This window comes from Devosia sp., assembly GCF_041917035.1.
Lineage (GTDB): Bacteria > Pseudomonadota > Alphaproteobacteria > Rhizobiales > Devosiaceae > Devosia_A.
Genome location: NZ_JAYRYM010000019.1, coordinates 1 through 22,782, shown reverse-complemented (window position 1 = coordinate 22,782; position 22,782 = coordinate 1). Strand labels below are relative to the sequence as shown.

At 68.7% G+C, this 22,782-nt stretch carries 21 protein-coding genes; 13 read left to right on the top strand and 8 right to left on the bottom strand.

Annotation, left to right across the window (positions count from 1 at the left end; translation table 11 throughout):
• Positions 1–3 precede the first annotated feature (3 nt).
• Positions 4–759 (bottom strand): bifunctional demethylmenaquinone methyltransferase/2-methoxy-6-polyprenyl-1,4-benzoquinol methylase UbiE, encoded by a 756-nt coding sequence (gene ubiE, locus ACE3TU_RS04020; protein ID WP_374620499.1) that lies wholly within the window; start codon positions 757–759, stop codon positions 4–6.
• A gap of 171 nt (positions 760–930) precedes the next feature.
• Between ubiE and mutM the strand changes: the two genes are divergently transcribed.
• The 10 genes from mutM to ACE3TU_RS03970 all read left to right on the top strand — a co-directional run bounded on the left by mutM (position 931) and on the right by ACE3TU_RS03970 (position 13,198).
• Entirely contained in the window at positions 931–1,812 is an 882-nt protein-coding gene (mutM, locus tag ACE3TU_RS04015) for a bifunctional DNA-formamidopyrimidine glycosylase/DNA-(apurinic or apyrimidinic site) lyase (protein ID WP_374620497.1), read from the top strand.
• Between the two features lie 144 nt (positions 1,813–1,956).
• Positions 1,957–2,223 carry a 30S ribosomal protein S20 gene (rpsT, locus tag ACE3TU_RS04010; protein ID WP_374620494.1) on the top strand — a complete coding sequence of 89 codons (267 nt, stop codon included), beginning with the start codon at positions 1,957–1,959 and terminating at the stop codon, positions 2,221–2,223.
• 817 nt (positions 2,224–3,040) lie between these two features.
• Complete coding sequence (gene dnaA / locus ACE3TU_RS04005) at positions 3,041–4,477, top strand: chromosomal replication initiator protein DnaA (RefSeq protein WP_374620523.1); 1,437 nt, start codon at positions 3,041–3,043, stop codon at positions 4,475–4,477.
• 194 nt (positions 4,478–4,671) lie between these two features.
• Positions 4,672–4,863 (top strand): hypothetical protein, encoded by a 192-nt coding sequence (locus ACE3TU_RS04000; RefSeq protein ID WP_374620491.1) that lies wholly within the window; start codon positions 4,672–4,674, stop codon positions 4,861–4,863.
• A 132-nt stretch (positions 4,864–4,995) separates the two neighbouring features.
• Positions 4,996–6,114, top strand: coding sequence for a DNA polymerase III subunit beta (gene dnaN, locus ACE3TU_RS03995; RefSeq protein ID WP_374620488.1), 1,119 nt, complete (start codon positions 4,996–4,998; stop codon positions 6,112–6,114).
• Between the two features lie 84 nt (positions 6,115–6,198).
• The gene (gene recF / locus ACE3TU_RS03990) at positions 6,199–7,317 is read left to right on the top strand and encodes a DNA replication/repair protein RecF (protein ID WP_374620486.1); all 1,119 of its coding nucleotides are present in this window, start codon (positions 6,199–6,201) and stop codon (positions 7,315–7,317) included.
• A 206-nt stretch (positions 7,318–7,523) separates the two neighbouring features.
• Positions 7,524–9,980, top strand: a complete 2,457-nt coding sequence (gene gyrB, locus ACE3TU_RS03985; RefSeq protein ID WP_374620483.1) for a DNA topoisomerase (ATP-hydrolyzing) subunit B — start codon at positions 7,524–7,526, stop codon at positions 9,978–9,980.
• Positions 9,981–9,991: 11 nt separating this feature from the next.
• Positions 9,992–10,324: a hypothetical protein gene (locus ACE3TU_RS03980; RefSeq protein WP_374620480.1), complete on the top strand. Its 333-nt coding sequence runs from the start codon at positions 9,992–9,994 to the stop codon at positions 10,322–10,324.
• An 82-nt stretch (positions 10,325–10,406) separates the two neighbouring features.
• Positions 10,407–10,811: an OsmC family protein gene (locus tag ACE3TU_RS03975; RefSeq protein ID WP_374620477.1), complete on the top strand. Its 405-nt coding sequence runs from the start codon at positions 10,407–10,409 to the stop codon at positions 10,809–10,811.
• Positions 10,812–11,023: 212 nt separating this feature from the next.
• On the top strand, positions 11,024–13,198 hold the full coding sequence (locus ACE3TU_RS03970) for a transglycosylase domain-containing protein (RefSeq protein WP_374620474.1): 2,175 nt from the start codon (positions 11,024–11,026) through the stop codon (positions 13,196–13,198).
• A gap of 12 nt (positions 13,199–13,210) precedes the next feature.
• Here the strand turns inward: ACE3TU_RS03970 and ACE3TU_RS03965 are convergent, their stop codons facing one another.
• Together ACE3TU_RS03965 and ACE3TU_RS03960 are read right to left on the bottom strand one after the other, a co-directional pair.
• The gene (locus ACE3TU_RS03965) at positions 13,211–13,945 is read right to left on the bottom strand and encodes a M48 family metallopeptidase (RefSeq protein WP_374620473.1); all 735 of its coding nucleotides are present in this window, start codon (positions 13,943–13,945) and stop codon (positions 13,211–13,213) included.
• A 92-nt stretch (positions 13,946–14,037) separates the two neighbouring features.
• Positions 14,038–14,478, bottom strand: a complete 441-nt coding sequence (locus ACE3TU_RS03960) for a DUF2852 domain-containing protein (RefSeq protein WP_374620470.1) — start codon at positions 14,476–14,478, stop codon at positions 14,038–14,040.
• 153 nt (positions 14,479–14,631) lie between these two features.
• Between ACE3TU_RS03960 and ACE3TU_RS03955 the strand changes: the two genes are divergently transcribed.
• The 3 genes from ACE3TU_RS03955 to ACE3TU_RS03945 are packed head-to-tail and all read left to right on the top strand — an operon-like array spanning position 14,632 to position 18,227.
• Positions 14,632–15,933 (top strand): ActS/PrrB/RegB family redox-sensitive histidine kinase, encoded by a 1,302-nt coding sequence (locus tag ACE3TU_RS03955; RefSeq protein WP_374620520.1) that lies wholly within the window; start codon positions 14,632–14,634, stop codon positions 15,931–15,933.
• 57 nt (positions 15,934–15,990) lie between these two features.
• Positions 15,991–16,542 (top strand): ActR/PrrA/RegA family redox response regulator transcription factor, encoded by a 552-nt coding sequence (locus tag ACE3TU_RS03950; RefSeq protein ID WP_374620468.1) that lies wholly within the window; start codon positions 15,991–15,993, stop codon positions 16,540–16,542.
• Positions 16,543–16,565: 23 nt separating this feature from the next.
• Positions 16,566–18,227, top strand: a complete 1,662-nt coding sequence (locus tag ACE3TU_RS03945) for an MBL fold metallo-hydrolase RNA specificity domain-containing protein (protein WP_374620465.1) — start codon at positions 16,566–16,568, stop codon at positions 18,225–18,227.
• 1 nt (position 18,228) lies between these two features.
• Here ACE3TU_RS03945 and ACE3TU_RS03940 read toward each other — a convergent pair whose 3' ends face one another.
• The 5 genes from ACE3TU_RS03940 to ACE3TU_RS03920 all read right to left on the bottom strand — a co-directional run.
• Positions 18,229–19,374, bottom strand: coding sequence for an MFS transporter (locus tag ACE3TU_RS03940; RefSeq protein WP_374620463.1), 1,146 nt, complete (start codon positions 19,372–19,374; stop codon positions 18,229–18,231).
• Positions 19,371–20,408 carry a GNAT family N-acetyltransferase gene (locus ACE3TU_RS03935; RefSeq protein WP_374620460.1) on the bottom strand — a complete coding sequence of 346 codons (1,038 nt, stop codon included), beginning with the start codon at positions 20,406–20,408 and terminating at the stop codon, positions 19,371–19,373. The genes ACE3TU_RS03940 and ACE3TU_RS03935 overlap by 4 nt, the downstream gene beginning before the upstream one ends.
• A complete protein-coding gene (locus ACE3TU_RS03930) occupies positions 20,398–20,859 on the bottom strand; it encodes an MmcB family DNA repair protein (RefSeq protein ID WP_374620458.1) in 462 nt (153 codons plus the stop codon). Before ACE3TU_RS03930 ends, ACE3TU_RS03935 begins: the two co-directional genes overlap by 11 nt.
• Positions 20,852–22,036, bottom strand: a complete 1,185-nt coding sequence (locus ACE3TU_RS03925) for an MFS transporter (protein ID WP_374620455.1) — start codon at positions 22,034–22,036, stop codon at positions 20,852–20,854. The genes ACE3TU_RS03930 and ACE3TU_RS03925 overlap by 8 nt, the downstream gene beginning before the upstream one ends.
• A gap of 6 nt (positions 22,037–22,042) precedes the next feature.
• Positions 22,043–22,782, bottom strand: a 740-nt coding sequence (locus ACE3TU_RS03920) for an MFS transporter (protein WP_374620452.1), incomplete at its 5' end; no start/stop codon positions are given.

Sequence of the window (22,782 nt, the reverse complement as noted above, 5' to 3'; positions counted from 1 at the left end):
GGCTCAGAGCTTCCAGGCGGCGTGCAGCGCCGCGACATTGCCGGAGAACGGGGTGTGGGTGACGCGCCGGAAGCCGGCGGCGCCGATCATGCGGGCGAAGTGCTCCGCCGTGGGGAACTTGCGGATCGACTCGACCAGATACTGGTAGGGCTGGGCATCGCCGGTGACGGCCCGCCCGATCGGCGGGATCACGCGGTCGGAGAAGACCCGGTAGACATCTTCGAGCACCGGCGTGTCGACCTGGCTGAACTCGAGGCAGAGGAAGCGCCCGCCGCGCCTGAGCACGCGGAAGGCCTCGGCGAGGGCCAGTTCGATGCGCGGCACGTTGCGGATGCCGAAGGCGATGGTATAGGCGTCGAAGCTCTCGTCGGCGAAGGGCAGCGCCTCCGCATTGGCCTCGACGAACCGTGCCTGCGCCGGAAAGCGCCAGCCCCGGGCCCTTTCTTCGCCGACGCGTAGCATGTCAGTGTTGATGTCGGAGACGGTGACCTCGGCAAAGCCGACCGAGGCATTGACGATGCGCTCGGCAATGTCGCCGGTGCCGCCGGCCATGTCGAGCACGCGGTAAGGCGTGCCGCCCTGCTTGGGTGGCGCCAGCCGCGCCACCATGGCATCCTTCCACAGCCGGTGGACGCCGCCGCTCATCAGGTCGTTCATCAGGTCGTAGCGATCGGCGACGCGATGGAAGACGTCGTTGACCAGTCCCTGCTTGGCCTCGAGCGGCACGGTCTGTTCGCCGAAATGCGTGGTCTCGCCCATGGCAGGGTCTCCCGATTGGCCGGCCTTATAGCGGAGCGGGGTCGCGGTTGCCATGCTTCACGCGCGCGCATGGTTGCGGCGATGGGGCCGCGGCGGAGCGCCCCCGACATCGGCCCGCTTGCGTGGCGCCGGCGCGTCCGCCACATATCGCGGGCTGAACAAGGAGCGCCCATGCCGGAACTGCCCGAAGTCGAAACCGTGCGGCGCGGCCTCGATCCCTACGTGAGCGGCGCGCGGATCGAGGAGGTGACGCTCCGGCGGGCGGACCTGCGCTTTCCGTTTCCGGCCGGGTTCAAGGCGGCGCTCGAGGGGCAGACCATCACCCGCACCGACCGGCGCGCCAAGTACCTGCTGTTCCGGCTGTCGAGCGGGGCGACCTGGCTCAGCCACCTGGGCATGACCGGCAGCTACCGGTTCGAGACGTTCCACCTCGAGGAACCCTCGCGCTACCACGAGCCGGCCACGGGCACCCGGCACGACCACCTGATCGTGACGCTCAGCCACCCCGGGCACGGGCCGCTGCGACTCGTCTACACCGATGCGCGCCGCTTCGGCTTCATGGACCTGTTCACGGACGAAGCGGCCTGCAGCCACCTCAGCGATCTCGGCCCCGAGCCGCTCTCCAACACCTTCAGCGCCGCCGAGATGGCCATCCGCTTCCGCGGCAGGACGGCGCCGATGAAGGCTGCGCTGCTCGACCAGCGGGTCGTCGCGGGGCTCGGCAACATCTACGTGAGCGAGGCGCTGCACCGGGCCCGCATCCGGCCCGACGTGCCGGCCGGAAGGCTGGTGCTGAAATCCGGGGCGCCCTCGCGACGGCTCGAGGATCTCGCCGACAGCGTGCGCGCCGTGCTCGCCGAGGCGATCGAGGCCGGCGGCTCGACGCTCAGGGACTTCCGTGCCGCCGATGGGGCAAGCGGCTATTTCCAGCACCGCTTCGCCGTCTACGACCGCGAGGGCGAGCCCTGCGCCACCCCGGGCTGCAGCGGCACGATCCGGCGCATCGTCCAGTCCGGGCGGTCGAGCTTCTTCTGTCCCGAGTGCCAGCGCTGAGGGCGGGGGAATCCAGTTGACGGCTCCGGACATCGCGACTATACAGCGCCGACCTTGGCGGCCCCCGTTGCCGCCGCTTTCATTTCATCACTCCTCGGGTCGCCGAAGCCGGCGCATGTGGGGTGAAGCGCCAAAGAGGAATTGATGGCCAATACGCCCTCCGCCAAGAAGGCCACCCGCAAGATCGCCGCGCGGACCGCCGTGAACAAGTCGCGCCGTTCGCGCATGCGCACCTTCGTACGCAAGGTCGAGGAAGCGATCACCGCCGGTGACCACAAGGTGGCCATGGACGCGCTGAAGGCCGCCGAGCCCGAGATCGTCCGCGCCGCGCAGAAGGGCATCGTCCACGCCAATGTGGCGGCCCGCAAGGTCAGCCGTCTCAACAACCGGGTGAAGGCGCTGCAGGCCTGACCTGCACGACAGGCATGGTTGCGGAGGCCCCCTCGCGGGGGCCTTTTTGTTTGCCGCGCGACGGCACAGTGTGACAGCTTTGCGACAGTTGGCCACGGACTCGCAGTCCGCCGGAAGGCCCGCTCCCGCAGGCCTTTCGGCAGCCTCGCGCCCGCAAATTCTTGCCCCTCGGGCGCCCAAAGAACGCCACCCCTCCGCCCAATCTGCGACCGGAAAAAGCCAAGCAAAGCCTCGATTCCCCATTGAGTCACAGCCGCTTGGTTTTCGGGGTCCGGATCGGACCCGCGAAAGGATTTTCCGCCACTCGGGAGTCAAGCCCCCCCGTGCGAAAAAGGCTGGTTGCCTGCCCAAATCCGGCTGTCTAGAATGACCTCGGTCGCTCGGGACAGATGGCATCAGAACCGGGGAACGAGCGGCCGGTGCAATGTGAATGCGGACTCGGGAAGTGCCCCGTAAATTGTCGTTTTCGGGGTGAAGTATTCCGTCGACGCTTCATGGAACTGTGGATTGGCGGCTGTAGCAGTTAGTCTCTCGTCCTTCTAGCAAGGGCGGCGCCTGGGCCCGGACGGGCGGCCAGGATCAAGTAAAACAGTGAGTAGACCAACCGCGACATCAGTTCGCGGCGGTGAGAGTTTGTCCGCAGGAACGGACGGACGGGACAGGCGGAGCCATGCCTCGCGGTGGCATGGCGGATAGAACGGATTGGGGCAACTAGACGATGGCCATTCACGCGGCGGCGGGGCGAGCCGGACTGAACAGAAGCGGACCTCTGACAAGGAGCATGGAACTACAGGGCATCGACAGGGAGGATTTCGTGATGAACAGCGACGGCAAGCCGGTGCCGGCCTCCGAAGTCTTCCAGCGTGTCCGCGCCCGGCTCCGTGCAGCCGTCGGCGAGGACGTGTTCAATTCCTGGTTCGCGCGCCTCGAGCTCGAGGAGATCGTCGACGACGTGGCGCACCTGTCGGTGCCGACGCGGTTCCTGTGTTCCTGGGTGCAGTCCAACTATGCGCAGAAGATCCTCGATGCCTTCCGCATCGAGGTGCCGGAACTGGGCCGGCTGCACTTCACGGTGCGGGTCAATGGCCAGGCCCGGCCGCGCCTGCAGCAGGTCGAGCCGCCGGCGGAAGCCGGTGAGCCGGAAGCGCCGGCGGCGGCACCGGCCAGCGCCCGTCCGGCCCGCGAGTCGGCGCCGCGCGGCGATGCGCTGGCGGGTGGTGCGCTCGACCCGAAAATGACCTTCGAGACATTCGTTTCCGGCCAGTCCAACGAGATGGCGCTGCAGGTCGCCCGGCAGGTGGCCCATGCCGTGGCCAACAACACGGTGAGCTTCAACCCGGTCTATATCCACTCGAGCGTCGGGCTGGGTAAGTCGCACCTGCTCAATGCCATCGCCTGGGCGGCCGGCGCCAACGAGCCGGGGCGCAGCGTGGTCTACCTCACCGCCGACCATTTCATGTATCACTTCATCACCGCCGTGCAGCGCCAATCGGCGCTGGCCTTCAAGGAGTGGCTGCGGCGGGTGGACCTGCTGCTGATCGACGACATGCAGTTCCTGCAGGGCAAGTCGGCCACCGAGTTCGGCCATACGCTGGGGACGCTGCTGACCGGCGCCAAGCAGGTGGTGGTGGCCGGCGACGCTCCGCCGCGCGACCTCGAGATGCTCGACGAGCGCGTGCGCTCGCGCCTTTCGGGCGGGCTGGTGGTGCCGATCAACGCCTTCGACCTCGACCTCCGTCGCGCCATCGTGACGCGGCGGGCCGAGCAGGCGAGCCAGCGCTTCGCCGAAGCCCATTTCGCCCCGGCGGTGGTGGACTACGTGGCGCGCGTCGTGGTCAGCCACGGCCGCGACCTCGATGGCGCGGTCAACCGGCTGCTGGCGGCCAACCAGCTGACCAAGGAGCCGATCAGCGTCGCCATGGCCGAGCGGACGCTCGCCGACCTGGTCCGGCAGCGCGATGCGCGGCGCGTCCGCATCGAGGATATCCTGCGAATCGTGTCGCGCCACTACAAGGTGCCGCGCAACGACCTGCTCAGTTCCCGCCGGTCGCGCGACGTGGTGCGCCCGCGCCAGATTGCCATGTACCTCGCCAAGTCGCTGACCTCGCGTTCGTTGCCCGAGATCGGCCGGCGCTTCGGCGGCCGCGACCACACCACGGTGCTGCACTCGGTGCGCAAGGTGGAGCAGATGATCAAGGATGACGGCGACCTCGCCCAGGAGATCGAATTGCTGAAGCGCCTGCTGGAGGAGTAGCCGACGGCCGCGCCGGATAACCTGCGGCCGAAGGGCCGGGGCACCGCCAACCGGGAGGCGTATCGCTCCCGACAGTTTTCCCCCGCCCTGTCGGCGGGGACCGATAGTACCGCCGGACGGGCGGAGTGTGAGCCGTCCAAGTGCGTAGCGTGGCCCCTTTGGGCCGTAGTGAGTAGTTGTGTCGGAGTATGCGCGTGGTCACACCGCGTTTGCTGTTGCGTATCCGGTCGGGTCTCAAGCGGCTCGATCCAAGGGCTCGTTCGATACCCGAGCCGCAACCGGCCGACGAGGCCTGGTACCAGATGCTGAGGCGACTGGATGCCCAGGACTCGGAGCGGCGGCTGGCGGCGATGGAGCGGAGACTGAACGCCGGCGCCGAACGCTAGTTCGGGCCGCTGCGCCAGTTGGGGAACGCGGGCGCCTCGGTGCTCCGCGCACTTGCCTTTTGCGCCTTGAATTGCCAAGGTCGCAGCCCGGTTTTCCGGGCTCTCGCCGGTCCGCCTAGGGGTTCTGCTGTTATGAAAGTCACTCTCGAGCGCAACCATCTGCTCAAGTCGCTGGGCCATGTGCATCGCGTCGTGGAGCGCCGCAACACCTACCCCATCCTCGCCAATGTCCTGCTCAAGGCGCAGGACGGGCGGCTGGATCTCAGGGCCACCGACCTCGACATCGAGGTGACCGAGAGCGTGCCGGCGATGGTGGGCACCGCCGGAACCACGACGGTGCCGGCGCACACGCTGTACGAGATCGTGCGCAAGCTCGCCGACGGTGCCGAGGTGCGGCTCGAGAACGAAGGCTCGGAGCAGTTGCTGGTCAGTTCGGGCCGCTCGCGCTTCCACCTGGCCTGCCTGTCGCCCGACAGCTTCCCGGACCTCAAGTCGGGCAGCTTCACCCACAGCTTCGAGATTGCCGCGACGACGCTGCGGGAACTGATCGAGCGCACCCAATTCGCCATCTCCAACGAGGAGACGCGCTACTACCTGAACGGCATCTACCTGCACACGCTCGAGGTGGGCGGCGAGCCGACGCTGCGCGCCGTGGCGACCGACGGCCATCGCATGGCGCGGGCCGAAGCCGCGGCACCGGCCGGCGCCCGGGGCATGCCGGGCATCATCATCCCCAAAAAGACCGTGTCGGAGGTGCAGAAGCTCCTCGAAGGGGCCGAAGGCGACGTCGCGGTGGAGGTGTCCGACACCAAGATCCGCTTCACGCTGGGTGGGGTGGTGCTGCTCAGCAAGCTGATCGAGGGCACCTTCCCCGACTACGAGCGGGTGACTCCCAAGAACAACGACAAGCAGATGAACGTCGACAAGGCGAGCTTCGCCACTGCCGTCGATCGCGTCTCGACCATCGCGTCCGAGCGCGGCGGCAAGGCGGTCAAGCTCAGCATGAAGGAAGGCCAGCTCGAGCTCAGCGTCACCAATCCCGACCACGGCACGGCGAGCGAGGAACTTGCCGTGGAGTTCGAGCCCGAGAGCTTCGAAATCGGCTTCAATGCCCGGTACCTGCTCGACATCATCGGCCAGATCCGCTCGGAGAACGCGGTATTCCTGTTCAACGACGCCGGCTCGCCCACGCTGGTGCGCGAGGACGGCGAGGCCAAGGCGCTGTACGTGCTGATGCCGATGCGGGTCTAGGGAGGCGTGAATGGTGAATGGTTAATGGTGAGCGGGGTTGGATCCCGACACGCCATTCACCATTCACAAGTCACCATTCACCGGTTGATCCCCTCCCGTCACATTTCCCGGCTCCGCCTCAGCCAGTTCCGCAACTACGCCTCCGCGGCGCTCGACCTCGACGGGCGTCACCTGGTGCTGGTCGGGCCCAATGGCGCCGGCAAGACCAACCTGCTCGAGGCCATCTCGCTGCTGGCGCCGGGGCGGGGTCTGCGCGGCGCGAGCTTCGAGGAGGTGGCGGCGCAGGGCTCGGAAGGGCCGTGGGCGGTGGCGGTGACGGTGGAGAGCGCGGCGGGACCGGTCGATATCGGCACCGGCGCCGGCGGCCCCGACGGCGGCCGCCGGGTCCGGATCAACGGCGCCAATGCGCGCACCGTCGAGGAGATGAGCCAGTACCTGCGCGTGCTGTGGCTGACCCCGGCGATGGACGGATTGTTCACCGGTCCGGCCGGTGACCGGCGACGGTTCCTCGACCGGCTGGTGACGACGCTGATCCCCGGCCACGCCGCCACGGTTGCCGACTACGACAAGGCAATGCGGCAGCGGAACCGGCTGATCGAGGAGGATGGCGATCCGCGCTGGCTCGATGCCGTCGAGGCGCAGATGGCGACGCTCGCCGCCGCCATCCACTTCGCCCGCGCCGACAGCCTCGCCGACCTGCAGGGGCTGGCGGCGCAGGGCGGCGGCGATTTCCCGGCGGCGCAGCTGGCGCTGACGCCGCTGTTCGCCGACCGGGCGGTGCCCGATTCCTCGGCCGGGTTCGAGGAGGACCTGCGCTGGCTCTGGGCCGGATCCCGCCGGCAGGACCGGGCGGCCGGGCGCACCTTGACCGGGCCGCACCGCGTCGACCTCGAGATCACCCACGCGCAAAAGCAGATGCCGGCGGCGCTCGGCTCGACCGGCGAGCAGAAGGCGCTGCTGATCGGGCTGATCCTGGCGCAGGCCCGGCTTACGGCCCGCACCACCGGCATCGCGCCGTTCCTGCTGCTCGACGAGATCGCCGCCCATCTCGATCCGGGGCGCCGGGCGGCGCTGTTCGCCGCGCTCGCTGCGCTCGGCACGCAGTGCTTCATGACCGGCACCGATCCGATGCTGTTCGAGGCCCTGGGGGGAGACGCGCAGCGGGTCACGGTCAGGGACGGGCGGCTGGCGGCGGAGGCGTGAGGGTGCGCCATCCCCTCCCCGGCCGAAGGGCCTCGGGATGGGCACCGGCCCTCGCCGGGTGACCCGGCGGCCGGCTTGGGGCGAGGCCTCGCCGCCGCGGTCAAAGCCTTGCAAAACGGGCTCGAAACAGCCATTTCTCTTCTTTATCCGAACCCCATCCGCTAGAGCATTGCGAGCGGACCTGCTGACCTGATTCGGGACCCCCCTTGAGCACCTCCGAGACCCCCTACGATCCCAGCGAATACGGCGCCGACTCCATCAAGGTCCTCAAGGGCCTCGACGCGGTGCGCAAGCGGCCCGGCATGTATATCGGCGATACCGACGATGGCTCGGGCCTGCACCACATGGTCTACGAGGTGGTGGACAATTCCATCGACGAGGCGCTGGCCGGTCATGCCGACCTCGTCACCGTGCAGCTTAATGCCGACGGTTCGGTGACGGTGATCGACAATGGCCGCGGCATCCCGACCGACATCCATCCCACCGAAGGCATCTCGACGGTCGAGGTGGTGATGACCCAGCTGCATGCCGGCGGCAAGTTCGACCAGAATTCCTACAAGGTCTCGGGCGGGCTGCATGGCGTCGGCGTGTCGGTGGTGAATGCGCTCTCCACCTCGCTGAAGCTCAAGGTCCGCCGCGACGGCAGGATCCACGAGATGAGCTTCACCCATGGCGATGCCGATGCGCCGCTCAGGGTGACGGGCAGCTATGTCCCCGACCGGCGGCCGGGCACCTATGAGGGCCGCTCGGGCACGGAGACGACGTTCCTGCCCTCGACGCAGACCTTCACGCGCACCGAGTTCGACTTCAAGACGCTGGAGCACCGGCTGCGCGAGCTGGCCTTCCTCAATTCCGGCGTGCGCATCCTGCTCAAGGATCTCCGCCACCCCGAGCCGGTGGAGGTGGAACTGCACTACGAAGGCGGCCTCGAGGCCTTCGTGCGCTACCTCGACAATGCCAAGACCCCGCTGATCGCCGACCCGATCCTGCTCCGCTCGGAAAAGGACGGCATCACGGTGGAAGTCGCCATGTGGTGGAACGACAGCTACCACGAGAACGTGCTGTGCTTCACCAACAACATCCCGCAGCGCGATGGCGGCACCCACCTCGCCGGGCTGCGGGCCGCGCTGACCCGGCAGATCACCCGCTATGCCGACGAGAGCGGCATCCTCAAGCGCGAGAAGGTCGAGTTGTCCGGTGACGATACCCGCGAGGGGCTGACCTGCGTGCTCTCGGTGAAGGTGCCCGATCCGAAATTCTCGAGCCAGACCAAGGACAAGCTGGTCTCCTCCGAGGTGCGGCCGGTGGTCGAGAACGGGGTCAACGACAAGCTGCAGCAATGGCTCGAGGAGCATCCGGCCGAGGCCAAGACCGTGGTCGGCAAGGTGGCCGAGGCGGCGGCCGCCCGCGAGGCGGCCCGCAAGGCGCGCGAGCTCACCCGGCGCAAGTCGGCACTGGACGTCAACTTCCTCGCCGGCAAGCTCAAGGATTGCTCCGAGCGCGACCCGGCCAAGTCCGAGCTGTTCCTCGTCGAGGGCGATTCGGCCGGCGGCTCGGCGACGCAGGGACGCGATCGCGGCAACCAGGCGGTGCTGCCGCTGCGTGGCAAGATCCTCAATGTCGAGCGGGCCCGCTTCGACCGCATGCTGGGGTCCGAGCAGATCGGCAACCTGGTGATGGCGCTCGGCACCTCGATCGGGCGCGAGGAGTTCAACGCCGACAAGCTCAGGTACCACAAGATCATCATCATGACGGATGCCGACGTCGACGGCGCCCACATCCGCACGCTGCTGCTGACCTTCTTCTACCGGCAGATGCGCGAACTGATCGACCGCGGGCACGTCTATATCGCCCAGCCGCCGCTGTACAAGGTGAAGCGCGGCCAATCCGAGCAGTACCTCAAGGACGAGCGCAGCCTCGAGGACTACCTGATCAACTCGGGCAGCGACGAGGCGGTGCTGACGACGCGCGACGGCGTCGCCCATGCCGGCGAGGACCTCCTCGCCATCGTCCGGCAGGCGCGCGACATCGTGCATGCCATCGACGGTCTCAACACCCGCTACAACCGCTCGCTGATCGAGCAGGCGGCGATCGTGGGCGGGCTCGATGCCGAGGCCCTGCTCGATGCCGAGCGGGTGCAGACGGTGATCGAGCGCGTGGTGCGCCGGCTCGACCGGCTCGCCGACGAGGTGGAACGCGGCTGGCAAGGCCGGACGGACGGCCAGGGCGGGCTGGTGTTCACCCGCACCATCCGCGGCGTCACGGAGGCGCATGCGATCGATGCGCAACTGCTCGCCAGCGCCGACGCGCGCAAGATCCGCCAGACCGTCGAGAAGCTGGCCGATCTCTATGGCGGCGTCGCGTCGCTGGTCCGCAAGGACGTGACCACGCCGATCTACGGGCCGAGCTCGCTGTTCGCCGCCATCGGCGCGGCCGGCCGCAAGGGCGTGTCGCTGCAGCGCTACAAGGGCCTTGGCGAGATGAACCCCGAGCAGCTGTGGGAAACCACGCTCGATCCCAATGCCCGCACGCTGCTGCAGGTGCAGATCAAGGACAGCGACGATCATGACCGGCTGTTCTCGGAGCTGATGGGCGACCTGGTCGAGCCGCGGCGCGACTTCATCCAGGACAACGCCCTGAGCGTCGCCAATCTCGACGTCTAGGGGGCGGCCACATGGAGTGGGTCGTTGCCGCCATCCTCGTCGTCATCGCCCTCGGCGTATTGTGGTTCGTCGCCCGTGCGCTGGCGAGGCGCAGCCGCTACGCGCGGCTGATGGCCAAGTATGGCGACGACCAGCTCGTCACCGCCATCCTGACCCAGACCATCTGGCAGGGGATGACGGCCGAGCAGCTGCGCGAGTCCTGGGGCGAGCCCGCCGCGATCGAGCAGAAGGTGCTCAAGACCAAGACCCGCGAGATCTACAAGTACAAGCAGAGCGCCAAGAACCGGTTTCGCGACAAGGTCACGCTCGAGGACGGAGTGGTGGTGGGCTGGGACCAGAAGTAGGCGCCGCAAGCCCGTCGCTTGACACCGATCAAGGCGACGCCCGCCGCCTATGGCATCGAACGATCTCCAGCGGGAGTGATCGATGCAGACCTACAGGGTGACGGCGGAGCGGGTCGGGCCGCATGGCGGGCTGGCCCGCGCCAAGCAGGCAGCCGTCGAGATCGACACCGACCCGGCCGGGCGCGAGGACCTGTTCAACCCCACCGAACTGCTGCTGGCGGCGCTTGCGGGCTGCATCATGAAGGGGATCGAACGGGTGTCGCCAATGATCTCGTTCGCACTCAGGGGTGTCGAAGTCAGCCTCTCCGCCACGCGTCAGGATGCGCCGCCGCTGATCCTCTCGATCGACTATGAAATCGTCGTCGACACCGACGAGGACGACCGTCGGCTCAATCTGCTGCATACCAATGTCCGCAAGTACGGCACGGTTGCCAACACGCTGGCTACGGCTGTGATGCTCACCGGAACGTTGCGACGCAGGGCGTGAACCGATCCTGCCGGACCGCCCCTGTCTCCCGCGCGCAACACCCTTAACCAGGCCGCTTAAGCCCACATAAACCGGCCACATTTAGCTTCGATAGCGAGAGGGACCGCGCTGGCGGAGGGCCTGGATTTCCGGGCTGCCGCGGCGTGACGGTCGGACCGCCCGATGGGTATCCGCTGCGTCCCCAGGATGGGCAACCGCACCGGATCGACGCCATGCGCAAGAAGAATGCCGGGGCCCTGTTCATGGACTTCCACATCTCGCCGGACGATCGGGTCGGGGCTACGCCCAGGACGGCGCGCGCCCGCAAGGGCAAGGCGGCGGGCAAGGCAGCCACGCGCAAGCCGGCCCGGGGGGCGCGGATCGAACCGGGCTTTGCCGATGCCGACGACGAGGTGCGGGTCGAGGACGAGCGTCCCGGGCGCAGGCGCAAGGCACCGCAGCGCGGCAGGACCAAGACGTCCCGCAGCCGGCGCCAGCGCGAACCGCTGACGCTGGGACGCATCGTCTGGAAGCTGATCTCCTGGGCCTTCATCCTGGGCCTGTGGGGAGCGCTCGCGGTCGGCGCGGTGATCGTCTATTTCGCCGTGCAGCTGCCCTCCGCCGACACCTGGAAAGTACCGGATCGCGCCGCCAATATCCGCATCGTCGCGGCCGATGGCCAGCTGATCTCCAACCGCGGCAAGTCGGGCGGCGAGGCGATCTCGCTGCACGAACTGCCCTATTATGTGCCGGCGGCCTTCATCGCCATCGAGGATCGCCGCTTCAAGGAGCATTTCGGCGTCGACGTGCTCGGCCTCGTCTCGGTGGCGCTCGAGAGCGTCAAGGCCGGCGAGGTGACGCGTGGCGCCTCGACCATCACGCAGCAGGTCGCCAAGAACCTCTTCCTCACCCCCGACCAGACGCTGGGGCGCAAGGTGCAGGAAATGGTGCTCGCCGTCTGGCTCGAGCAGACCTACAGCAAGGACGAGATCCTCGAACTCTATCTCAACCGGGTGAATTTCGGACACGAGAAGTACGGCATCGAGGCGGCCAGCCAGTTCTATTTCGGCAAGTCGGCACGCAACCTGTCGCTGAGCGAGGCTGCGATCTTTGCCGGCTCGCTGCAGGCGCCCTCGCGGCTCAATCCCAAGGGCGACCCGGCGCGGGTCAAGGCCCGGCAGTCGCTGGTGCTCGCCGCCATGGCCAAGGAGGGCTATATCAGCGCCGCCGAAGCCAAGGCCGCGGCCATCGACCCCTCGCAGACCATCCGCACCAAGGTGGTGGGCTCGGAATCCTATGTCGCCGACTGGGTCGAGAGCCTGATGACCGCCTATCTGGGCGAGGTCAACGAAGACGTCGTCGTCCACACCACGATCAACTGGGACCTGCAGAAGGAAGCCGAGTTCGTCATCAAGGAAGCGGTGGCGGCGCATGGGGCCGAGAAGGGCTTCAGCCAGGGGGCGCTGGTCGCCATGGATGTCGATGGCGCGGTGCGCGCCCTCGTGGGCGGGGTCGACTACCAGCAGAGCCAGTACAACCGCGCCGTAACGGCGCGCCGGCAGCCGGGCTCGACCTTCAAGCCGTTCGTCTACCTGGCCGGCATGGAGAAGGGCTACACCCCCGACACGGTGGCCGACGACAATCCGATCGACATCGGCGGCTGGTCGCCGGAGAACGCCGACGGCAAGTATCTGGGGCAGATGACGCTGCGGCAGGCGCTGGCGCTGTCGCGCAACACCGTCGCGGCGCTGCTCGCCAACGATGTCGGTCCGGACAAGGTGGTCGAGGCGGCGATGCGGATGGGCATTTCTTCCCCGCTGATGGCCGTGCCCTCGATCGCGCTGGGCACCCAGGAAGTATCGCTGCTGGAACTGACCGCCGGCTACGCCCCGTTCGCCAATGGCGGCATCGGGGTGATCGCCAGCGTCATCACCCGGATCGAGACGCGGGAGGGCAAGGTGCTCTACGACGCCGTGCCGGCCGGACCGGGGCGGGTGATCGAACCCAACATCGTCGCCGAGATGAACGACATGCTGCATGCCGCGGTCGAGATCGGCACCGGCAAGCGGGCCCAGCTCAACGGCTGGCCCATGGCCGGCAAGACCGGCACCAGCCAGAAGGCCCGCGACGCGCTGTTCGTCGGCTATACCTCACGCATGGTTGCCGGCGTCTGGCTCGGCAATGACGACGACGTGGGGACCAAGCTCTCGGGCGGCAACGTGCCGGTCGAGATCTGGAGCCAGTTCATGGCCAAGGCGCACGAGGGCATCCCGGTGGCGGACCTGCCGGGCGCCTCGAGCCAGCCCGGCTTCGACCAGAACGGGTTGCAGCCGATGGAGCAGCCGGCGGCGGAGCGGCCCAAGCGCACGCTGGTCGATCTGCTCGGCGAGATCTTCGGCGGGGGCTGAAGCCTCGGGGGCCTATTCCAGGCCGTAGCCCATCAGCAGCCTGCCATGCGCCTTCAGCCAGGCACGACCACGCGCCATGTCGGGGAGGGCGTGCTCGACGGTCTTCCAGAAGCGCGGCGAGTGGTTCATGTGGACGAGGTGCGCCACCTCGTGCGCGGCGACATAGTCGAGCACGAAGGGCGGCGCGAGGACCAGCCGCCAGTTGTAGTTGAGCCGGCCGGTGGAGGAGCACGAGCCCCATCGCGTCGACTGGCTGCGCATCGCCACCGACCGCACCGTGACGCCCAGGGTCTGGGCATGAACGGCTGAGCGCGCCACCAGATCGACCGCCGCCTCGGTCTTCAGCCACTCGGTGAGGCGCCGCGCCAGGTGCGCCGCCTCGCCGGGAACGAGCAGCGACAGTTCGCCGTCGATCTCGGAGACCTCCACTCGTCCGCGCAGCCGCCCGGTGGCGTGGATACGATGCACCGTGCCGCGCAGCGGTACCTGCTCGCCGTCGGCAAAGGGGGTCCGCGGAGCGCTCCGCCGGAGGCGGGCGGCAAGCCAGCCCTCGTGGCGGCGGAGGAACGCCTCGGCTTCCGTCCAGCGCCCCGTGCTGGGCAGGGTGAGAACGGGGGCGCCATGGTGCGGCACGCTCAACCGGTAACTGCGGGCCCTGGTGCTGACCTTGACCACGATCTCGACCCGCCGGCCCTCGACAACGAGAGCGCAGCGTTCGGGGATCCTCGCGGGGAAGAGAAAATTCATCCGGCGATCATCGCCGATTCGCCCTTCGGCGGACAAAAAAAGCGCCTCCCCGAGGGGAGGCGCAGTCGTCAGGAGTCATACGGGGTATGCCGTTAGGCATTGGTCCCGCTGCCGTCGCCATAGTTGGGGCGATTGCCGTTGCGGTCGCGCATGAAGCGGTCGAACTCCTCGCGATCCCGGGCCATGCGGAGGTTCCGCATGTACTCGTGGAAGGCGTGGATCTCCCCGTCGAGGCGCCTGCGCTCCTCTTCGAGGCGCTTCAACTGCTCGGCCCGATACTCGTCGAAGGCGGCATTGCCGCTCGCCGAGTGGTAGCCGCCATGCCGGAAGGCATGGCCTTTCGAGCAGTTCTCCGCCCAGGCTCGGGAACGGCTGACGAACCGTTCCGCCTTGTCCGAGGAGCCTCCGAACAGCTCGCCCCACAGGATGTAGGCGAGCATCGCAAGGCCCAGCGGCCAGAAGATGACGAAGCCCAGGACCATCAAGGCGATGGTCAGCGGGCTCCATTGCGGTTTGATAATCGCTGTATGCATGGACTTGTCTCCCAGTCACGAACAGGGGGGATGTGGTCCCGTCGGACGGGGGGTCAAGCGCGCCGATCACGGATTTTTGCCCTTGAAATGCCATGCTAGGTTTCCCATGCCGACGACACAGCCGGCAACGCGGAGGGGCGAGACTTGACCGACATGAACCCCACGACCCCGGCGGGCGCCCTGCTGCCGGGCAACTGGCGCCCGCTGCGGCTCGGCACGCTGGTCGGGCTGCGGTGGCTGGCGATCAGCGGGCAGGCGCTGGGCGTGCTGTTCGTGCAGTTCGGGCTGGGCTATCCCCTGCCGCTGCTCGAATGCCTGCTGCTGATCGGGCTCTCGATCGGGCTCAACCTGTGGCTGTCGCTGCGGCTGGGCGAGGCCCACCGCCCGTCTCCAGCGATCGCGACGCTGCAGCTCGCCTGGGACCTGTGCCAGCTCGGCGGGCTGCTGGCGCTGACGGGCGGGCTGGAAAACCCGTTCTCGCTGCTGCTGCTCGCGCCGGTGTCGGTCTCGGCGACGACCCTGCCGCAGCGTTCGACCCTGATGCTGGCCGGACTCGCCGCGGTGCTGGCCTCCGGGCTGGCGGTGTTCCACCTCGACCTGCCCTGGCGACCGGGAGAGAAGCTCAGCTTCGACCGGGTCTACGTCATCGGCATCTGGGTCAGCCTCATCTGCGGAGTGACCTTCATTGCCGCCTATACAAACCGGGTGGCGCACGAGGCGCGGCAGCTGGCGGACGCGCTGGCGGCCACCGAACTGGCGCTGTCGCGGCACGAGCAACTCAGCGCCCTCGACGGGCTGGCGGCGGCGGCGGCGCACGAGCTGGGCACGCCGCTCTCGACCATCGCGCTCGCCGCCCGCGAAATCCGCGACGAGGTGCCCGAGGGACCCGTGCGCGAGGATGTCGAGCTGATCATGTCGCAGGCGGCCCGCTGCCGCGTCATCCTGGGCAAGCTGCGCAGCCTGCGCGATTCGCCGGGCGACCCGTTCGCCGCCGTGCCGCTCGGCGCCCTGCTCGCCGAGGTGGTGCAGCCGCTGGCCGGTCGCGGCAAGACCATCTCGATCCGCACCGACAAGGCGGCGGGCGAGGAGCCGGTGATCGAGCGCTCGGCGGGCCTGCTCTACGGGCTGGGCAACCTGATCGAGAACGCGGCGCAGTTCGCGCAGAAGGCGGTGCTGATCGAGGCGAGCTGGGATCGGGTGGCGCTGACCATCACTATCACCGATGACGGTCCGGGCTTTCCGCCGGACCTCGTGGCCCGGCTCGGCGAACCCTACCTGACCAGCCGTCCGCGCTCGGCCGAGACCGGCGAGCCCGGCGGGCTGGGGCTGGGCATCTTCATCGCCAAGACCCTGCTCGAGCGCACCGGGGCGCGGCTGAGCTTCGAGAACGAGGCGGCACACGGGCACGCGCGGGTCCGCCTGATCTGGCCGCGGCGGGCCTTTGAGCAAAAATGAGGCAGGATTCCTGCGACCTTTTGACCTTTGCGCCCAAACCCCTTACATGGGGCGGCAATGAGCACTGTCGATGAACTCCTTGCGGCCGATAGAAGCCTGCTGCTTGTCGATGACGACAAGACCTTCCTCACCCGCCTCGAGCGGGCGATGCAGAAGCGCGGCTTCGACGTGCGGATTGCCGATACGGTCGTCGGCGGCCTCGCCGCCGTCGAGGATGCGCCACCCGCCTATGCGGTGATCGACCTTCGCCTCGAGGACGGCAACGGCCTCGACGTGGTCGGGGCGCTGCACACCCGGCGGCCCGAGGCGCGCGTCGTCGTGCTGACCGGCTACGGCAACATCGCCACGGCGGTGACGGCGGTGAAGCTCGGGGCGGTCGACTACCTGAGCAAGCCCGCCGATGCCGAGGACGTGATCAACGCCCTGCTGGCCACCGGTGGCGCTCCGCCGGAGCCGCCCGAGAACCCGATGTCGGCCGACCGGGTGCGCTGGGAGCACATCCAGCGCGTCTACGAGCTGTGCGACCGCAACGTCTCGGAAACGGCACGGCGGCTCAACATGCACCGGCGGACGCTGCAGCGCATTCTCGCCAAGCGCGCGCCCAAGTAACCCGATACTCGAGGGAACATGCCATGACGGTGACGCTTCACTTCCACGGGGCGGCCGGGACCGTCACGGGCTCGTGCTACCGCATCGTGCATCCGGGCGGGCAGTTCCTCGTCGACTGCGGACTGTTCCAGGGCAACCGCACCGTGCGGGAGCTCAACTTCAAGCCGTTTCCCTTCGATCCGCGGCACATCGACTTCGTGCTCCTGACCCATGCCCATATCGACCATGCCGGGCTCCTGCCCCGGCTGGCGCATCTGGGGTTCAAGAAGCCGATCTGGATGACCGAGCCGACCTCGGGCCTGCTCGAATACCTGCTGCCGGATGCCGCCGGCATCCAGGAGAGCGAGGCCGAGCGGGTGACCCGCAAGGCGGCGCGGCGCGCCGATCCTCCGGCCAAGCCCCTCTATTCGACGGAGGACGCGGCGGCGACGCTGAAGCTGCGCCGTACGCTCGCCTACGGCGAGTGGAGCGAACCGGGGCCGGGCGTGCGGGCAAGATACTGGAACGCCGGCCACATCCTGGGCTCGGCCTCGATCGAGCTCGAAGTCCGGGACGGCGGCGACAAGACCATCCGCATGCTGTTCTCGGGCGACCTGGGGCCGGACCAGAAGGTGTTCTACGAGGGCCCGGACGCGCCGTCCGACTATGACTACATCCTCGCCGAGTCCACCTATGGCGGGCGCGAGCGCGACGACTACACGCTGGAGCAGCGGCGCGAGGCGCTGAAGGGCGAGATCAACGAGGCGCTCGGACGCGGCGGCAACCTGGTGATCCCGACCTTCGCGGTCGAGCGCAGCCAGGAGCTGCTGCACGATATCGGCGTGCTGATCCGCGACGGCGACATCTCGCCGAGCCTCGTCTTCCTCGACAGTCCGCTCGCCTCGAGGATCACCGCGGTCTACCGCCAGCACGCCGGCATGTTCGAGGACCTCGAGCTGAGCGCCGAGGCCCTGTTCAACGATCCGCGCTTCCGGCTGGTGGATGGGGTCGAGGAGAGCAAGGCGATCAACTCGATCCGCGGCGGCGCCATCATCATGTCGGCCTCGGGGATGTGCGAGGCCGGCCGGATCAAGCATCACCTCAGGAACAACCTGCCGCGCGGCAATGCCACGGTGCTGTTCGTCGGCTACCAGGCGCCGGGCACGCTGGGCCAGATCATCCAGTCGGGCGCCCGCGAGGTGCGGATCCACTCGGACCTGGTGCCGGTGCGGGCCCGCATCCGCAGCCTCGGCAACTACTCGGCGCATGCCGATCACTCCGAACTGGTCGACTGGGTGACGCGCCGCCTGCCGGCACACGGCGCGATCTTCCTCACCCATGGCGAGGACGAGGAGCGGGCGGCGCTCAGGACCGCCCTGATGCACGATGACGGCCTCGCCGGCGACCAGGTGCTGATGCCGATGCTGGACGACCAGTTCGAGCTGCGGGCCGAGGGCGTCGCCGGGGTCGCCCACCCGGAGCGGCCGCGGCTCGACATGGGCCAGGTGGCGCTCGACTGGCACAATGCCTATGCCAACTTCCTGATCGAGCTGTCGAACCGGCTGCAGGCGGAGACCGATGACCGCCACCGGCTGGAGCTGATGACACAGCTGACCGCGGCCCTGGGCGGCGGCCGGGGCGTCGGCGGGTCCAGCGCGAAGCCGGCCACGCACAGGGCGCTGCATGGCGGGGCGGGCGACGAGTAGGTCAGCCCGCTGCCGGCGGCCTCGGCGCCAGGTAGCGCGCGAGGTAGATGGCGAGCAGCAGCGGCGGCAGCATCACCGCGAAGCTGAGCCGGATCGAGAAGCTGGTGGCGATGGCTCCGAGCAGCGCGGGCGCCCCGAGCAGCAGCACCTGCTGGCTCATGGTCAGCGCCGCGACGTTCTCCGATGCCGGCCGATCGCCCAGCCGCGCCGCCGCCGAGGTCGAGAGCGGGAAGGCGACGCAGACGCCGAAGCCGATCAGGGTGAAGCCGGCGAGTGCCACCACCAGGTTGGGCGAGAACACGACCAGCAGCAGGCCGCAGAGCGCCGTGACGGCGAGGGCGCGCGCCAGCCGCACCGGGCCCCAGCGGGTCACCGCCCGGTCGGCCAGTAGCCGGCCGATCGACTGCGCCGCCATGAAGGCGGGGAGGGTCAGGGTGTCGACCCAGGCCGGGGCCGAGAAGCTGTCGCGCATGAAGATCACCGACCAGTTCCTCAGGCCGCCCTCGAGCAGGGCGGAGGCGACGGCATAGCCGAGCAGCAGCAGCGTCATGGTGGTGGGAACGGCGATGCGGATGCCCTTCGCGGCAGCGCCGTGGGCCCGCGGCGGCGCGCTGACGAGGCCCAGGCCCGACGCCAGGATGCCGGCAACGACCAGCGGCAGGACCAGAGCGAAGTGCAGCGCCGGCGCCACGCCGAGCCCGCGCATCAGCGTGGCCAGCAGCGAGGCGGCGAGCAGGCCGACGCTCCACACGCCGTGGCAGGTGTTCATCAGGCGGCGCCCGTCGATCGCCTCGATGCGATCGGCCTCGACATTGATGGCGATGTTGCTGAGCCCGAACACGCCGCCATAGAGGGCGAAGCCGCCGAAGAGGGCGACGGCGCCGGGGGCGAGGGCGATCAGCACCATGGTCGTCGCCATGGCCGGGATGGCTGCGAGGATGACCAGCCGGGTGCCGACCCGCTCGACGACGAGGCTGGCGAACAGGAAGGTGACGATGGCGCCGGCCGGTTGTCCGAGCAGGGCGAGGCCGAGGGCGGCCTCGTCGAGCCCGAGCGCCTGCTGCAGGTCGGGCAGGCGCGCGAACAGGCCGCCCTGGGAGAGCGCGTGGCAGAGGAAGACGAGGACGATGCGCTGCCGAGAGGTCATCTCAGTTCGATCCGCTCCACCAGCACCTCGTGCGTCTGCTTGGAGAGGCGGCTCTTGGTCTCGAAATTGCCCTGCCCCATGTCGATGCGCCTGAGGCCGGCCGCGTAGGCGTCCCGGATCATCAGCACGTTGGCGGTGAAGCCGGGCGAGTACCGGTCGAACTCGGGGTCCTGGGTGATCTTGGAGAAGTTGAGCGTCTCGCGCTCGACGAAGCAGAGCTTGGCGGCGATGATCCGCTCCCCGATGCGCATCGAGAGGACCCAGCACTCCGGAGCGTCCTCGCCGTGCAGCAGCAGTTCGGTGAACCGGTCGATAAGGCGGTTGTGCAGCCAGTCGGCCTCGACGCCGCGCTCGCGGGCCCACTTGCGCTTGCGGTCGAACAGCCAGGCGAGCGTTTCGAAGCGGGCGGCGCCGGTCTCGCGACGGTAGCTGAAGCCCTCGAGGGCCTCGAGCTGCCTCAGATGCCGCCGGTGCCCCTGGCGCGTCGACTGCGACAGACTCGCCAGGTAGGCCTCGAAGCCCGCGTGGGGCGTGAGGTCGAGCGACACCGTCAGCAATCGCGAGCGGGTGCGGCTGACCAACCCCATCGCCGCGGCGGCGGCCCGCAGCGGACAATCCTCGCGCAGCCGCTGCGCGCGCAGCGTGCGCGGAAAGGCCACCGAACGACGGAGCGCCCGCAGCACGGCGCGGGCCTGTGCCTCGGTATGCGCCGACGGTTCATAGAGCACGTCGTCGTGCTGCGGCGTTCCGGAATTGAGAAAGCCGATCGCCGGCCAACCATTGAACAGGTAGAGGACGAACGCCCCGGCCATCACCAGCCGGCCGTTGTCGCGCACCAGCACGATGCGCAGCCGGTTGAGCGGCCGGCGCCAGGTCAGTTCCCAGCTGAGCCGCAGCCACTTGTGCGAGAAGTACACCGAGGCGAAGCGGGCGCGGGCCCGCAAATCCTCCCATTGCTCCCGGATGGCAAGGAAGGACCGATAGTCCCCGAGTACTTCGACGGTCAGCCCCGCGGGCAGGAGGTCACTTCTCACCGGGATCCATCAGGACATGCACGCGGTCGGCGCCGAGCCGGGCCAGCTTGAGCAGCATGGCCTTGCGACGGGCCGCCGGCAATGGCTGTTCGGCCCCCATGCGGAGGATTGCGGCGTCATGTCCGTCGCCCACCATCAGCCCTTCGTCGGCCGGAAAGATGTCCGGGTCGAGCTCGGGCGGTTTGGCGAAGAAGAAGCGGTCGCAGAAGTCCTTGTAGTGCGGCCACTTCCGATCGACCTGGAAATCGACGAGGCTCGACTTGATCTCGACGATCCAGATCTCGCCCCGGGGGCCGAGCGCGAGGATGTCGGCGCGGCGGCCATTGGCCAGCGGCACTTCGGCGAAGCAGCAGAAATCGTGCGCGGCGCGCAGAAACCGCATGACGCCGCGCTGGACCCGGAGCGCCGTCGGCGACTGCCGCAGATCGACGATCTGCGGCAGCTCAGCCATGCGGGGCGGCCGGCTCGGGCGGCGAGGCCATCGGCCGCGGCCGGCGCGAGGCGAGCGCAGGCACTGCCAGCAGTCCCAGCGCGATCACCGGCAGGCTGATCAGGTAGGAATTACGGATGCCGGTATACTGGGCGATGAAGCCGAGCAGCGGCGGGGCGAGGAAGAAGACGATGAAGGTCACCTGCCCGATCGCCGCGACATTGACGGCGGCCGGACGGTCGGTGCGCTGCGCCGCCGCCGAGACGGCGAGCGGATAGACGGCGCTGCAGCCCGCCCCCATCAGCGCGAAGCCGACAAGCGCCGCCTCCGGCACGGGCGCCAGCCCGACCAGGGTCACCCCGACGGCGGAAACCAGCAGCAGCACGGTGGCCACCCGGCGAGGCCCGTGCCGATCGACGAAGGGATCGACGAACAGGCGCGTCATCGCCATCAGGAAGGTGAACAGCGTCAGCCCGAGCCCGCCGACGAAAGGCTCGGCATGGAAGACGTCGCGCATGTAGATGGTCGACCAGTCGACCCCGGCGCCCTCGACGAGGAAGGCGGCGATGCCGATCATGCACAGCGGCAGCAGCCCGATGGTGGGCAGGGCGAACCTGGGGTGCTCGCCCTGGTGCGCATCGGCGCGGGCCGGGGCGGTGGTCATGCCGGTGAAGGTGACGAAGCCGACCGCGAGCACCAGGGCGAGCATGATCGCCGTGTGCAGGTGGATGGAGACGCCGAAATGGCGCATGCCGGCGCCGATCAGCGCGGTGATGAAGAAGCCCAGGCTCCACATGCCGTGCGCCCGGTTCATGATGCGCCGCCCGAGCAGGGCCTCGAGCTTGTCGGTCTCGGTGTTGACGTTGATCTCCAGCGCCCCGGCGAGGAAGCCGGCGACAAAGAGGGCGCCGAACACGGCCGGCGCATTGGGCAGCCAGGGCACCAGCGCGTAGATTACCGCCGTGCCGAACACGGTGGCGAACGCGGTCCGCCGCGCGCCCAGCCGGATGATCAGAGGGCTCGCGATGGTGAGCGAGATCAGCGAGCCGATGGCCATGCCGATCAGCGTCAGCCCCAGCTCGGATTCGGTGACCCCCAGCTGATGCTGCAGGTCGGCCATGCGCGACAGCAGCCCGCCGAGCGACAGGGCGAACAGGAAGAAGACCGAATAGAGCCGGACCTGCGGAGCGATGTTCATTTCGGTTCAGTCCACCTCGTGGCGCAGCGGCTTCCTGCCCAGCGCGTCAGCGAAGATCAGGCTCAGCACGACCAGCGGAATGCCGAGGCCGAAGGACCAGCGAATGCCGAAATGCTCGGCGATGTAGCCCAGCAGCGGCGGCCCGAGCAGGAAGGCGACGAACGAGGTCTGCGCCAGCGAGGCGACATTGGTGGCCGCCGGCCGGTCCGTGCGCTGCGCCGCCGCCGACATGGCGAGCGGGAAGATGACGCTGGTCCCGACCCCCATGAGGCCGAAACCGAGCAGCGCCATCCAGTCGGCGGTGGCAAAGAACACCAGCACGGCGCCGATGCCGAGCACGCCGAGCAGCACGCGCGACACCACGGTGGGGCTGTAGCGCTCGACGAAGGGATCGGCAAAGAAGCGGGTCGCGGCCTGGGTGAAGGCGCCGAGCGCCACCGCGAAGCCGGCGACGAACGGGGTCACCGCGAACTCGTCGCGCATGTAGATGGCGGACCAGTCGATGCCGGCGCCCTCCATGATCATGGCGGACAGCGTCACGACGACGAGGATCATGATGGCCAGTGTCGGCGTGGCGAAGCCCTTGGTCTCGTCGGTCGAGCCGCCGGTGCGGTGCGGTGCGGGGTCGAAGCGGCCGAGCAGCAGCGCCACCCCGGCGACCACGACGGGAACCATGAGGAACAGGTGCACCCGGAAATCGAGGCCGGTCTGGGCGATCGCGGCGCTGGCGATGCCGGAGGAGAAGA

Bases quoted from the DNA above. Each gene is read 5' to 3' on its own strand.
- ubiE (WP_374620499.1), bottom strand. From the start codon at position 759: ATGGGCGAGACCACGCATTTCGGCGAACAGACCGTGCCGCTCGAGGCC.
- mutM (WP_374620497.1), top strand. From the start codon at position 931: ATGCCGGAACTGCCCGAAGTCGAAACCGTGCGGCGCGGCCTCGATCCC.
- rpsT (WP_374620494.1), top strand. From the start codon at position 1,957: ATGGCCAATACGCCCTCCGCCAAGAAGGCCACCCGCAAGATCGCCGCG.
- dnaA (WP_374620523.1), top strand. From the start codon at position 3,041: ATGAACAGCGACGGCAAGCCGGTGCCGGCCTCCGAAGTCTTCCAGCGT.
- dnaN (WP_374620488.1), top strand. From the start codon at position 4,996: ATGAAAGTCACTCTCGAGCGCAACCATCTGCTCAAGTCGCTGGGCCAT.
- ACE3TU_RS03980 (WP_374620480.1), top strand. From the start codon at position 9,992: ATGGAGTGGGTCGTTGCCGCCATCCTCGTCGTCATCGCCCTCGGCGTA.
- ACE3TU_RS03975 (WP_374620477.1), top strand. From the start codon at position 10,407: ATGCAGACCTACAGGGTGACGGCGGAGCGGGTCGGGCCGCATGGCGGG.
- ACE3TU_RS03970 (WP_374620474.1), top strand. From the start codon at position 11,024: ATGCGCAAGAAGAATGCCGGGGCCCTGTTCATGGACTTCCACATCTCG.
- ACE3TU_RS03965 (WP_374620473.1), bottom strand. From the start codon at position 13,945: ATGAATTTTCTCTTCCCCGCGAGGATCCCCGAACGCTGCGCTCTCGTT.
- ACE3TU_RS03960 (WP_374620470.1), bottom strand. From the start codon at position 14,478: ATGCATACAGCGATTATCAAACCGCAATGGAGCCCGCTGACCATCGCC.
- ACE3TU_RS03955 (WP_374620520.1), top strand. From the start codon at position 14,632: ATGAACCCCACGACCCCGGCGGGCGCCCTGCTGCCGGGCAACTGGCGC.
- ACE3TU_RS03950 (WP_374620468.1), top strand. From the start codon at position 15,991: ATGAGCACTGTCGATGAACTCCTTGCGGCCGATAGAAGCCTGCTGCTT.
- ACE3TU_RS03945 (WP_374620465.1), top strand. From the start codon at position 16,566: ATGACGGTGACGCTTCACTTCCACGGGGCGGCCGGGACCGTCACGGGC.
- ACE3TU_RS03940 (WP_374620463.1), bottom strand. From the start codon at position 19,374: ATGACCTCTCGGCAGCGCATCGTCCTCGTCTTCCTCTGCCACGCGCTC.
- ACE3TU_RS03930 (WP_374620458.1), bottom strand. From the start codon at position 20,859: ATGGCTGAGCTGCCGCAGATCGTCGATCTGCGGCAGTCGCCGACGGCG.
- ACE3TU_RS03925 (WP_374620455.1), bottom strand. From the start codon at position 22,036: ATGAACATCGCTCCGCAGGTCCGGCTCTATTCGGTCTTCTTCCTGTTC.